This is a genomic window from Streptomyces aurantiacus, assembly GCF_027107535.1.
In the GTDB taxonomy this organism is placed as follows: domain Bacteria; phylum Actinomycetota; class Actinomycetes; order Streptomycetales; family Streptomycetaceae; genus Streptomyces.
Map to the genome: position 1 here is coordinate 63850 of NZ_CP114283.1, position 12580 is coordinate 76429.

Genomic DNA, 12580 nt, shown 5'->3' on the forward strand with positions numbered 1-12580 from the left:
CCCCCATCGGCCGTGCGCCGTCACGCGGGCGAAAGCTGCTGGTGTGGCTCCCGCGGCCGGTGATCTCTGGTGTTATTCCGGCCAAGTCTGCCGGAGGGCACCGACACGTCAAGCTCGGTGCCCGTTCCGTGACCGTACGCGAAAGAAGAGTCGCGGAAGCGTTACAGGTGCCCTACCGCCGGTACACAGGATTTGCACCCGCGGGCCGGCTGCGGGTTCCATGGCCCGTCCATCCCGGACCGGCGTTTCGCGCAGAGGCTGTAGCGTGGCACGACGGAGACCGTAACAACCACCGCGCGTACTTCGACCGGTGCGGACAGAAACGACGGCGAGGACTGATGGCACAGCAGCAGCGCGCTCAGGGCCCGTCCGACCCCGAGGCGACTGGCGGCGGTATGTCAGATGCGCCGGAGTTGTGGGGTAACGGCGGACTGGTCGGGGACGGCCGGTATCGGCTGACGCACAGACTCGGCCGGGGCGGCATGGCCGAGGTGTTCGCGGCGGAGGACGTCCGTCTGGGGCGGACCGTCGCGGTCAAGCTGCTCCGCTCCGACCTGGCGGAAGACCCCGTCTCGAAGGCCCGCTTCACGCGCGAGGCCCAGTCGGTCGCGGGCCTCAACCACCATGCGGTGGTGGCGGTCTACGACTCCGGCGAGGACGTGGTCGGCCACCAGGTCGTCCCGTACATCGTCATGGAGCTCGTCGAGGGCCGCACGATCCGTGACCTCCTCATCAACGCCGAGGCCCCGGGACCCGAGCAGGCGCTCATCATCGTCTCCGGCGTGCTGGAAGCGCTTGCCTATTCGCATCAGCACGGCATCGTCCACCGGGACATCAAGCCCGCGAACGTGATCATCACTCAAACCGGCGCGGTGAAGGTGATGGACTTCGGCATCGCCCGCGCCCTGCACGGCGTCCAGTCGACGATGACTCAAACCGGGATGGTCATGGGCACGCCCCAGTACCTCTCTCCGGAGCAGGCGCTCGGCAAGGCCGTCGACCACCGCAGCGACCTGTACGCGACGGGCTGTCTGCTCTACGAACTGCTTGCGCTGCGGCCGCCGTTCACCGGTGAGACACCGCTGTCGGTGGTCTACCAGCACGTCCAGGACATTCCGGTGCCGCCCTCCGAGGTCTCGGACGGGGTGCCGCCCGAGCTCGACGGTCTGGTCATGCGCTCGCTCGCGAAGGAGCCGGACGACCGGTTCCAGACCGCTGAGGAGATGCGCGGGCTCACCCAGTACGGGCTGCAGATGCTGTACGACCAGGGCGGCCACACCGGCACCTGGAACACCGGTCCTGTGCAGGCGCACGAGGGCCTCAGCACTCCGGCCATGGGCCTCGCGGGCGCCGGGCTGCCGCACCCCGGCGACTCGGGCACCACCCAGATCCCCTCGCCGATGCTGCCCTCGGGCCGGGGCGGAGGCGGCGACGACGGCGGCTTCGAGGGTCACGGCAACCGGGGCAGCGGCCGCGGCAAGCTGTGGATCCTCGCGGTCCTCGCGGTGGTCGCGATCGCGGCGGGGGTGGCCCTGGCGCTGAACGGCGACGGGGGTGGCGGTGGTGGGGGCGACACGAGCAAGTCGCCGACCGCCTCGGAGACCGAGAAGAACTCGACTCCGAGCAAGAGCGCGTCCGACGAGGCGTCGGACGAGGCTACGGACCAGGACACCGGCACGGGCGGCGATCCGGACTTCACGCCGTCGTACAAACCATCGCCGAGCTTGTCCCCCTCGCCCTCGCAGAGCAAGACGACGGACGAGGAGACGACTCCGTCGGGCGATCCGACTCCGACGGACGAGGAGACGACCCCGTCGGGCGATCCGACTCCGACGGACGAGGAGACGGGCGTCATCGGTGAAGTGGATGGCGGGAGCGGCGGCTGACCCGGCACCTCCGCAACACCCTTCACGCGCGCGGGGAGCCCGGTATCGGGGTCCCCGCGCGCGTGCGTGTCATCCGCCCGTGTCCGCAGTCTCCTCGGCGGAGCGTCACCCCACGAACGCCTCGCTCACCGCGTCGTACCGCCGCGTCCACCACACCGCCAGCGCCGAGGCCGCCGGGAACTGCGGGTCGGCGCGGGTGTCCCCGCGCTCGTAGTGCCAGCGCAGCATCCAGAAGTCGTTGAGCCGCTCCCACCACACCCGGTGCACGGCGGCCGAGAGCTCGGACGGGGCGGCCCGCGCCGAGCGGCGGTACGCGCGCGCGTAGGCCCGTACCTTCGTCAGGTCGAGCGTGCCGGCGGGGCGCACGAAGAAGATCACCGCCGCGCGGACCGCCTCCTCGGCCTGCGGCTGGACCCCGAGCCGGTCCCAGTCGACGATCGCGGCGGGGGCGCCTCCCTTGTAGAGCACGTTGAAGGGGTGGAAGTCCCCGTGCACCCAGCCCACCGAGCCGCCCTGCGGGGGCCGTGCGTCCGCGTGCCGTTCCAGCAGGTCCCGACGCTCCAGGAGACGGTGTCCGGCCAGCTCGTCGAAGGCGTCCGCCGGGCGGTGGCGGCGTACCCGGGCGAGCAGGTCGTCGATGAGGGCGAAGGTGTCCGCCGGGTCGGCGCTCTCGGTCCGCTCCTCGGTCCGCCGCGGCGGCATCACCCGCTCCAGGGACGCGTGGACGACCCCCAGGAGGGCGCCGAGACGCCGGCACTGCTCCTCGGTGAGCTGGGCGCCGTTGCGGTGACGTCCGTCGATCCAGGGATGCAGCGCGTACGCGTGGCCGCCGACGACGGCGACCGTACGGCCGTCCGTTCCGGTCAGCGGCGGGGCCACCGGGAGGCCGAGGCCGGCGAGGCGCCGGGTCGCGTCGTGCTGGCGGGCGATCGCCGCGGGGTCGGCCGTCTCGGGGTCGAAATGGTGCTTCAGGAAGTACCGGCCCCGGGTGGTGGCGAGCCGGTAGCCGCGGTTGAGCAGCCCCTGGTCGACGGGTTCGCAGGCCAGCGGGGCCCCGGCGGCATACCGCCGCAGCAGGGCGCCCAACGGGGGTGCGGGGGAGGGAGCGGGCGGAACAGATGAGCGCGGCACGCGCCAGATGTTAGGGCACCGGACGGGCCCCCCACCTCACGGATGTCACGTACGGTGCCCGCCCGGGCGCTCCGGGTCGCCGCCCATGCACTGCACGGTGGTGAAGCGCGGCGCGATGCCCAGATAGACCGGGTCGAAAGGGAGGCCGTCCACACGGAGCGGGCCGGGGCCGAAGCGTTCCAGTTGGGCGGCGGTCGGCTCGACGGTCTCGCACACCCCGACGACCTGGACGGACCACTGCTCCTCGCCCGCGTGCGCGGAGCCCAGGTTGTCCACGCCGTACGCGACGACGCTGCCCGCGCACACCCGGTGGTGGCCGTGCCCCCGGTGCATCCGCAGCAGAACACGGTCCTCGGCGACGATGTGGCGGGCCGGGGCCAGGAAGGGCAGGGCGCGCGCACTGGCCGCCACCCGGCCGTACTCGACGCGGCCGAGCAGGCCGGCGGCGCGTTGTTCGTCGGTCGGCATGTCCCCAATCTGAGGTACCGGGAGGAGGCGGGGACAGGGGCTCCGGGCCCTTCCGGGGCAGGACGTAGGTCCCGGATCCGTCTCGTCCGGGTATCCCTGATCGACCTCTACGTAGTGCGCAGAAAACCCGACCCGTGGATGCCCCGGGCGCTCAGCGCTGCTTCTCCGCCTGCAGCCGGGCCACGTAGGCGGCCGCCTGTGCCCGCCGCTCCATGCCGAGCTTGGCCAGCAGACTGGAGACGTAGTTCTTGATCGTCTTCTCGGCGAGGTGCAGCCGCTCGCCGATCGCGCGATTGGTGAGTCCCTCGCCGATCAGGTCGAGGATCCTGCGCTCCTGGTCGGTCAGCTTGGCGAGCCTGGTGTCGCCCTTGGGGCCGCCGCCGTCGCGCAGCCGCTCCAGGACGCGGGCCGTCGCCTCCGGGTCGAGGAGGGACCTGCCGGCCGCGACGTCGCGGATCGCCGAGAGCAGTTCGTCGCCGCGGATCGCCTTCAGTACGTAACCCGAGGCGCCCGCCATGATCGCGTCGAAGAGGGCCTCGTCGTCGGCGTACGAGGTGAGCATGAGGCACTTGATCGACTCGTCCCGGGAGCGGATCTCGCGGCAGACCTCGACTCCGCTGCCGTCCGGCAAACGCACGTCCAGGACGGCGACGTCCGGGCGCGTGGCCGGAATCCGCGCCTGCGCGTCGGCCGCCGTACCGGCCTCGCCGACCACCTCGATGTCGTCCTCCATCGAAAGCAGCTCATGGACTCCCCGGCGGACTACTTCGTGGTCGTCGAGAAGAAATACGGTGATTTTTCCTTCTTCGCGCACGGAGCCAGTCTCACACACGATCTTTCCGTTCGCGCCAGTGGAACCCTTCCCGTCCCCGGGGTGACCGGGATAACGTGCCGGTGTTCCGGCCCCCTGCAAGGCTGTAACCAGTGCTGTGACCAGCAGCTGTTCCCGACTCGCGCGAAGTACGTGGAAGTCCGAGTGGAAAGTACTTGGAAATCCGATCAAAATCGCAGGTCAGGATGGGTTTCACAGTAATGTGGAGCACTGGGTAACGTGATTGTTGCAGGGCGCTCGCCGGGGCACCTGTCACGCCTGTTCCCGGCCGAGGGCACCCACCCCGTGCACGGGTACGGAGATCAGGCGAGCCGCTCCCCCAGGCTCACGACGAGCCGAGGGGGACCCAGTTCCCGGCAACCCCGGGGGCCGGACCGACGGAGGAGCACACGTGACCGTGGAGAGCACTGCCGCGCGTAAGCCGCGACGCAGCGCCGGTACCAAGCGCACCGCTGCGAAGAAGCCGCCGGGCTCCCAGCCCGACCTTGTACAGCTGCTGACGCCCGAGGGCAAGCGCGTCGAGAATGGCGAGTATGACGCGTACGTAGCCGACATCACCCCCGAAGAGCTCCGCGGGCTGTACCGCGACATGGTGCTCACCCGACGCTTCGACGCCGAGGCCACCTCCCTGCAGCGCCAGGGTGAGCTGGGCCTGTGGGCCTCGCTGCTCGGCCAGGAGGCCGCCCAGATCGGATCCGGACGGGCCACCCGGGAGGACGACTACGTCTTCCCGACCTACCGCGAGCACGGCGTCGCCTGGTGCCGCGGAGTGGACCCGGCCAACCTGCTCGGCATGTTCCGCGGGGTGAACAACGGCGGCTGGGACCCGAACAGCAACAATTTCCACCTGTACACGATCGTCATCGGCTCGCAGACGCTGCACGCCACCGGCTACGCCATGGGCATCGCCAAGGACGGCGCCGACTCGGCCGTGATCGCGTACTTCGGGGACGGCGCCTCCAGCCAGGGCGACGTCGCTGAATCGTTCACCTTCTCCGCTGTCTACAACGCGCCCGTCGTGTTCTTCTGCCAGAACAACCAGTGGGCCATCTCGGAGCCCACCGAGCGCCAGACCCGCGTCCCGCTCTACCAGCGCGCGCAGGGCTACGGCTTCCCGGGCGTCCGCGTCGACGGCAACGACGTCCTCGCCTGCCTCGCCGTGACCAAGTGGGCCCTGGAGCGGGCCCGCCGCGGCGAGGGCCCCACGCTCGTCGAGGCCTACACGTACCGCATGGGCGCCCACACCACCTCGGACGACCCGACCAAGTACCGGGCCGACGAGGAGCGCCAGGCGTGGGAGGTGAAGGACCCGATCCAGCGCATGCGTACGTATCTGGAGGACTCAAACCACGCGGACGAGGGATTCTTCGCGGAACTCGAAGCCGAGAGCGAGGCGTTGGGTAAACGAGTACGCGAAGTCGTCCGCGCCATGCCGGACCCGGACCACTTCGCCATCTTCGAGAACGTGTACGCGGACGGGCACACGCTCGTCGACGAGGAGCGGGCCCAGTTCGCGGCCTACCAGGCGTCGTTCGCCGATGAAGGGGAGGGCAAGTAGCGATGACAGCGGAAAAGATGGCGCTCGCCAAGGCGATCAACGAATCGCTGCGCACGGCCCTCGACGCGGACCCCAAGGTCCTGATCATGGGTGAGGACGTCGGCAAGCTCGGCGGCGTCTTCCGGGTGACGGACGGCCTGCAGAAGGACTTCGGCGAGGACCGGGTCATCGACACCCCGCTCGCCGAGTCGGGCATCGTGGGCACCGCGATCGGCCTCGCCCTGCGCGGCTACCGCCCGGTCGTCGAGATCCAGTTCGACGGGTTCGTCTTCCCGGCGTACGACCAGATCGTCACGCAGCTGGCGAAGATGCACGCGCGAGCGCTCGGCAAGATCAAGCTCCCCGTCGTGATCCGCATTCCGTACGGCGGCGGCATCGGCGCGGTCGAGCACCACTCGGAGTCCCCCGAGGCGCTCTTCGCGCACGTGGCGGGCCTGAAGGTGGTCTCCCCGTCGAACGCGAGCGACGCCTACTGGATGATGCAGCAGGCCATCCTCAGCGACGACCCGGTGATCTTCTTCGAGCCGAAGCGGCGCTACTGGGACAAGAGCGAGGTCAACCGCGAGGCGATCCCCGGCCCGCTGCACAAGGCACGTGTGGTGCGCGAGGGCACCGATCTGACCCTGGCCGCGTACGGGCCGATGGTGAAGGTCTGCCAGGAGGCCGCGGCGGCCGCCCAGGAAGAGGGCAAGTCCCTCGAAGTGGTGGACCTGCGGTCGATGTCCCCGATCGACTTCGACTCCATCCAGGCCTCGGTCGAGAAGACCCGCCGCCTGGTCGTGGTGCACGAGGCGCCGGTGTTCCTGGGGACGGGCGCGGAGATCGCGGCCCGGATCACGGAGCGGTGTTTCTACCACCTGGAGGCGCCGGTGCTGCGGGTCGGGGGCTACCACGCCCCGTATCCGCCGGCGCGCCTGGAGGACGAGTACCTGCCGGGCCTTGACCGGGTGCTCGACACCGTCGACCGCTCGCTGGCGTACTGAGGAGAGGGTCGTGACGACGATGACTGAAACCGCCTCGGGGCTGCGCGAGTTCAAGATGCCCGACGTGGGCGAGGGGCTGACCGAGGCGGAGATCCTCAAGTGGTACGTCCAGCCCGGCGACACCGTCACCGACGGTCAGGTGGTCTGCGAGGTCGAGACCGCCAAGGCCGCCGTCGAGCTGCCGATTCCCTATGACGGGGTGGTGCACGAGCTGCGCTTTCCCGAAGGGACGACGGTGGACGTCGGCCAGGTGATCATCGCGGTGGACGTGGCCGGTGGAGCCGCTCCGGCCGCGCCGGCCCAGGCCCCGGTCCCCTCGGCGGAGCCCGTGGCTCCTTCCGGGGAGTCCGACGCCGCCGCGCAGAAGCCCAAGCCGGAGGGCCGCAAGCCGGTCCTCGTCGGGTACGGGGTCGCGGAGTCCTCCACGAGGCGCCGTCCCCGCAGGAGCGTTCCGTCCCAACAGTCCGAGGCGGTCGCCGCGGTCGCGGTGGTCCAGGCCGAGCTGAACGGACACGCCGGTCCGGCGGCCCGTCCGCTGGCCAAGCCCCCGGTGCGCAAGCTGGCCAAGGACCTCGGGGTCGACCTGGCCGCGGTCAGGCCGTCCGGCCCGGACGGCATCATCACGCGCGAGGACGTGCACGCGGCGGTGGCCCCGGCCCCCGCCCAGGCGCCTCCGGTCACCGCGGCGACGCCGGCTCCCGTCCAGGACCGGACTCCGGCCCCGCTCGCCCCGTACGACGGCGCGCGGGAGACCCGGGTCCCGGTCAAGGGGGTGCGCAAGGCGACGGCGGCGGCGATGGTCGGCTCGGCGTTCACCGCGCCGCACGTCACCGAGTTCGTCACGGTCGACGTGACGCGCACGATGAAGCTGGTCGAGGAGCTCAAGCAGGACAAGGACATGCAGGGGCTGCGGGTGAATCCGCTGCTTCTGATCGCGAAGGCCCTGCTGGTCGCCATCAGGCGCAATCCGGACGTCAACGCCTCGTGGGACGAGGCCGGCCAGGAGATCGTCCAGAAGCACTACGTGAACCTCGGCATCGCGGCGGCCACACCCCGCGGCCTGATCGTCCCGAACATCAAGGACGCCCACGCCAAGACGCTGCCGCAGCTCGCCGAGGCGCTGGGGGAGCTGGTCGGCACCGCCCGCGAGGGGAAGACCTCACCGGCGGCCATGCAGGGCGGCACGGTGACCATCACCAACGTCGGCGTCTTCGGCGTCGACACCGGCACACCGATCCTCAACCCGGGCGAGTCCGCGATCCTCGCCGTCGGATCCATCAAGCCGCAGCCGTGGGTCCACAAGGGCAAGGTCAAACCGCGACAGGTCACGACGCTGGCCCTGTCCTTCGACCACCGCCTGGTCGACGGGGAGCTCGGCTCCAGGGTCCTCGCCGACGTGGCGGCGGTCCTGGAGCAGCCCAAGCGACTGATCACCTGGGGGTAGGCGGCAGGACCGCGGGTGAGCGGGGGCTGGTCGCACAGCTCCCGGCGCCCACCGGAGCAAAAGACCGCGCCGTTGCTCGCGCCCCCTTTCCAGGGGTGCGGGCAACGGCGCGGTCCGTCGTCCGTCCATCAGGCCATCGGGCTACAGGGCTATCGGGCGAACCCGTAGTTCATCAGCTTCTTCGCGTCCGACTCCCGGGCGGAGATGGACGTCGAGGCGAGGACGGTACCGATGACCGTCTTCCCGTTGCGGGTGGCGGCGAAGACCAGGCAGTACTTGGCCTCCGGGCCGGAGCCGGTCTTCACCCCGATCGCACCGGTGTAGCTGCTGAGCAGACCGTTGGTGTTGGTCCACGGCGCCATGGTGCGGGTGCCGCCGGTCTTCGTCACGGTCTTGGCCGTGTACTTCTTCGTCTTCACGATCGCGCGGAAGTTGGCGCTCTTCATCGCGCTGCTGGCGATCTTCGTCAGGTCGCGCGGCGTCGAGTAGTTCGAGCCGTTGCCGATGCCGTCGAACGAGTCGAACTTCGTGTTCGGCAGGCCGAGGTCCCTGGCCTGCTTGTTCATCTTGCCGATGAACGACTTCACGCGGGCGGCACGCGTCGAGCCGGAGCCGAACTTGTCGGCCAGCGCGTACGCGGCGTCGCAGCCGGACGGCAGCATCAGGCCGTACAGGAGCTGGCGGACGGTGACCTTGTCGCCGACGATCAGACGGGCCGACGAGGCGTTGTTGCGGACGATGTAGTCGCTGTACTCCTTCTGGATGGTGACCTTGGAGTCCAGGTTGAGGTTCGGCTGCGACAGCACGACCTTCGCGGTCATGATCTTCGTCGTGGAGCCGGTGGAACGGCGCGTGTCCGCCGCCTTGGTGTAGAGCGACGTGCCCGAGCCGTTGTTCATCACGAAACCGCCCTTGGCGGCGATCGTGGGCTTCGTGAGGGCCTGCGCGGGCGCCGTGCCGAGGGCTCCGGTCGCGAGCACGGCTCCGGTGGTGAGGACCACGCCGGCAGCTCTGCGGATCCGCATACCCTTTATACCGGTATTCAAGTCGATTACCCCGATTACGTTGAAAGCACCGATTAGGTGCCAAATGCCCCAAGAAGACGACCACTTGGAGTGGCACCTTCTCTTGAGACACGTAACTAGCACAAAAAGATGCACGGTTGCTGAGCCGGGGTGTGTCTTTTTACCTCGTCCATATCCTGGACCACTCGCGACCATGCGTCCATGTTGTATCTATGCTGTGCTCATGCCTTCAGCCCCGTCCCCCGCCGCGCCCGCGCCCGACCGGCAGACCGACGAGCGGGCCGTGAAGCAGCCGCCCGCGGCCGAGCGTGTCTACGCGCACGTCAAGCGGGCCGTGCTGGAGCGGCGTTACGAGGGCGGGACGCTGCTTACCGAGGGCGAGTTGGCCGAGGCCGTCGGTGTCTCGCGGACACCGGTGCGCGAGGCGCTGCTCAAGCTGGAGGTCGAGGGCCTGATCCGGCTCTACCCGAAGAAGGGCGCCCTCGTCCTGCCCGTCTCGGCGCAGGAGATCGCGGACGTGGTGGAGACCCGGCAGCTCGTCGAGGAGCACGCGATCCGCAAGGCGGTACCGGCCTCGCCCGCGCTCATCGAGCGCCTCACCGAACTCCTGGCGAAACAGCAGGAGCAGGCCGCCGCCGGAGACCTGGCCGGCGCCGCCGTCACCGACCGCTGCTTCCACGCCGAGATCGTCCGCAGCGGGGGCAACGAGATCCTCTCCCGCCTCTACGACCAGTTGCGCGACCGTCAGTTGAGGATGGGGGTCGCCGTGATGCACGCCCATCCCGACCGGATCACCAAGACGCTCAGCGAGCACCAGGAGATCCTCGACGCGCTGCGCTCGGGCGACGCGGAGGCGGCGGTCGCGCTGGTCCACCGGCACGTCAGCTGGTTCTCCAACCTGGCGCGGGGGGACGTCCGATGAGCTCGTCCTCGTCGTCCTCCCTGACGCTCCCCGGCGACCCGCCGGGCGGCCGGCGAGCCGTCACGGTCTGGTCCGTCGGCGTCTCCGTCTACTTCGTCGCGGTCATCTTCCGCACGTCGCTGGGGGTGGCGGGCCTCGACGCCGCCGACCGCTTCCACGTCAACGCCTCGGCGCTCTCGACCTTCTCGATCCTGCAGCTCCTCGTCTACGCGGGCATGCAGATACCGGTCGGTCTGATGGTCGACCGGCTGGGCACGAAGAGGGTGCTGACCCTCGGCGTCGTCCTGTTCACCATCGGCCAGCTGGGCTTCGCTTTCTCCCCGACGTACGGGACGGCGCTGGCCTCGCGCGCGCTGCTCGGGTGCGGTGACGCGATGACGTTCATCAGCGTGCTGCGCCTCGGCTCGCGCTGGTTCCCGGCCCGGCGCGGGCCGATGGTCGCGCAGCTCGCGGGGCTCGTCGGCATGGCGGGCAACCTGGTCTCGACGCTCGTCATCGCCCGGCTGCTGCACGGCGTCGGCTGGACGGCCGCGTTCGCGGGCAGCTCGGTCGCCGGTGTCGTCGTCCTCGCCCTGATGCTGGCGTTCCTGAAGGACCACCCCGAGGGGCACGAGCCGGAGCCGTTCCCGCACCGGGGCGCCGCGTACGTGCGCCGCCAGATCGCGGCGTCCTGGCGGGAGCCCGGGACGCGGCTCGGGCTGTGGGTGCACTTCACGACCCAGTTCCCCGCGATGGTCTTCCTGCTGCTGTGGGGACTGCCGTTCCTCGTCGAGGCCCAGGGCCTGTCGCGGGCGACGGCCGGCGAACTCCTCACGCTCGTCGTGCTCTCCAACATGCTCATCGGCCTCGTGTACGGGCAGATCGTCGCCCGGCACCACGCGGCGCGGCTGCCGCTGGCCCTCGGCACGGTCCTGTCGACGGCCGCCGTGTGGGGCGCCACGCTCGCCTACCCGGCCGACCGTGCGCCGATGTGGCTGCTGGTCGTGCTGTGCGCGGTCCTCGGAGCCTGCGGTCCCGCGTCGATGATCGGATTCGACTTCGCCCGTCCGGCGAATCCGCCCGAGCGCCAGGGCACCGCCTCCGGCATCACCAACATGGGTGGTTTCGTCGCCTCCATGACGACGCTGTTCGCGATCGGGGTGCTGCTGGACGCCACGGGAGGCAGCTACACCGTCGCGTTCTCCGCGGTGTTCGTCCTGCAGGCGCTCGGCCTCAGCCAGATTCTGCGGTTGCGGAAGCAGGCGGCTCGGCGGGAACGGGAACGGCTGGTCGCCAGCCGGGTGGAGACGGTGCACGTTCCGGCGTGACCGCGTGACCGCGTGACCGCGTGACCGCGTGACCGCGTGAGCGGGCGGGGTGGGTCTTCTCGCCCCCACCGCCCCTTCCCGTCCCGAACCTGGGGCTCCGCCCCGGGCCCCGCTCCTCAGACGCCGGAGGGGCTGAGACACGGGCGGACCGGCCGAAACATCACGGCGTGACGGTGAAGTTCCTAAGGATCGCAGCCGTCAGCTCCGGGTCGCCCTCTGTCTTCAGGCGGTCCGACACCGCTTCCGGGGTCACCCGGCCACAGGCCAGACGGAAGTACGTCTCCCAGTCGAGGGCGAGGGTGGCGGCCGGGCCGAGGGAGGGGGCGCCGTCTATCGAACCGACACCGTCGGCGTCGACCCGGACCGTGCGCAGGAACTCGACGGGCCCGTGGACGTCGAAGACGACCGCCGAGTTCGCCGGCGCGCCCGCGTCCTTGGCGACGACCTTCGGGAGCCTGCTGAGCAGCACGTCGCGGGCGACGTACGCGCCCGGCGAGTCGAGGTTGCCCGGCCGGCCGAGAGCGGTGCGCAGGTCCTGCTCGTGCACCCAGAGGTCGAACGCCCGGTTGCGCATGGACTCTTCGAGGGTGACCTCGGTGCCGAGCGGGCCGCGCACCAGCGCGTCGGGCTGGCGCGACTCGTTGCGCAGCTGGCGGTTGCGGCGGATGACCGTGTACTCCAGCTCGGAGGTCATCTCCGGAGCGGTGTGGTGACGGCGGACGTCGACCTGCATCTCCATGTACCGCTGGTGCTCGTTGGTCACGTGGTAGAGGTCGCGGGGGAGCGTGTGGATCGGCCGGGGGTCGCCCAGCATCTCGCAGTCGAGGCCGATCACATGGGAGACGAGGTCGCGCACCGACCAGCCCGGGCAGGGGGTCCGCCGGTTCCACTCGCCCTCCACCAGGGGCGTCACCAGCTCGGATATCGCGTCGATGGAGTGGGTCCAGGCGTCGGCGTAGGACTGAAGGCTTGGATGCAGACTCACGGAACGGGACCCCTCGGGCGGTTGGGCGCGGGCAGTGCA

Annotated in this window: 11 protein-coding genes; 6 read left to right on the forward strand and 5 right to left on the reverse strand. The window is 70.3% G+C overall.

Going from position 1 to position 12580, the window contains the following annotated elements; all coding sequences use genetic code 11:
* Positions 1-338: 338 nt before the first annotated feature.
* Positions 339-1886, forward strand: coding sequence for a protein kinase domain-containing protein (locus tag O1Q96_RS02000; RefSeq protein ID WP_269246556.1), 1548 nt, complete (start codon positions 339-341; stop codon positions 1884-1886).
* A 105-nt stretch (positions 1887-1991) separates the two neighbouring features.
* Here O1Q96_RS02000 and O1Q96_RS02005 read toward each other — a convergent pair whose 3' ends face one another.
* The 3 genes from O1Q96_RS02005 to O1Q96_RS02015 all read right to left on the reverse strand — a co-directional run bounded on the left by O1Q96_RS02005 (position 1992) and on the right by O1Q96_RS02015 (position 4299).
* Positions 1992-3017 carry a phosphotransferase gene (locus tag O1Q96_RS02005; RefSeq protein ID WP_269246557.1) on the reverse strand — a complete coding sequence of 342 codons (1026 nt, stop codon included), beginning with the start codon at positions 3015-3017 and terminating at the stop codon, positions 1992-1994.
* 45 nt (positions 3018-3062) lie between these two features.
* Complete coding sequence (locus O1Q96_RS02010; RefSeq protein WP_269246558.1) at positions 3063-3485, reverse strand: pyridoxamine 5'-phosphate oxidase family protein; 423 nt, start codon at positions 3483-3485, stop codon at positions 3063-3065.
* A gap of 151 nt (positions 3486-3636) precedes the next feature.
* The gene (locus tag O1Q96_RS02015) at positions 3637-4299 is read right to left on the reverse strand and encodes a response regulator (RefSeq protein ID WP_269246559.1); all 663 of its coding nucleotides are present in this window, start codon (positions 4297-4299) and stop codon (positions 3637-3639) included.
* Positions 4300-4708: 409 nt separating this feature from the next.
* Between O1Q96_RS02015 and pdhA the strand changes: the two genes are divergently transcribed.
* From pdhA to O1Q96_RS02030, 3 genes are read left to right on the forward strand one after another with little or no spacing between them, the layout of a single operon-like run.
* Positions 4709-5875, forward strand: coding sequence for a pyruvate dehydrogenase (acetyl-transferring) E1 component subunit alpha (gene pdhA / locus O1Q96_RS02020; protein WP_269246560.1), 1167 nt, complete (start codon positions 4709-4711; stop codon positions 5873-5875).
* Positions 5876-5877: 2 nt separating this feature from the next.
* Complete coding sequence (locus O1Q96_RS02025) at positions 5878-6858, forward strand: alpha-ketoacid dehydrogenase subunit beta (RefSeq protein WP_269246561.1); 981 nt, start codon at positions 5878-5880, stop codon at positions 6856-6858.
* Between the two features lie 10 nt (positions 6859-6868).
* Complete coding sequence (locus O1Q96_RS02030; RefSeq protein WP_269246562.1) at positions 6869-8302, forward strand: dihydrolipoamide acetyltransferase family protein; 1434 nt, start codon at positions 6869-6871, stop codon at positions 8300-8302.
* 149 nt (positions 8303-8451) lie between these two features.
* Here O1Q96_RS02030 and O1Q96_RS02035 read toward each other — a convergent pair whose 3' ends face one another.
* Positions 8452-9348, reverse strand: a complete 897-nt coding sequence (locus O1Q96_RS02035; RefSeq protein WP_269246563.1) for a D-alanyl-D-alanine carboxypeptidase family protein — start codon at positions 9346-9348, stop codon at positions 8452-8454.
* A gap of 202 nt (positions 9349-9550) precedes the next feature.
* On the opposite strand from O1Q96_RS02035, the gene O1Q96_RS02040 reads away from it, so the two are divergent.
* On the forward strand, positions 9551-10249 hold the full coding sequence (locus O1Q96_RS02040; protein WP_269246564.1) for a GntR family transcriptional regulator: 699 nt from the start codon (positions 9551-9553) through the stop codon (positions 10247-10249).
* Positions 10246-11556 carry an MFS transporter gene (locus tag O1Q96_RS02045; protein WP_269246565.1) on the forward strand — a complete coding sequence of 437 codons (1311 nt, stop codon included), beginning with the start codon at positions 10246-10248 and terminating at the stop codon, positions 11554-11556. The genes O1Q96_RS02040 and O1Q96_RS02045 overlap by 4 nt, the downstream gene beginning before the upstream one ends.
* A 160-nt stretch (positions 11557-11716) precedes the next feature.
* Here the strand turns inward: O1Q96_RS02045 and O1Q96_RS02050 are convergent, their stop codons facing one another.
* Positions 11717-12541, reverse strand: a complete 825-nt coding sequence (locus tag O1Q96_RS02050) for a maleylpyruvate isomerase family mycothiol-dependent enzyme (protein WP_269246566.1) — start codon at positions 12539-12541, stop codon at positions 11717-11719.
* Between the last annotated feature and the right edge of the window lie 39 nt (positions 12542-12580).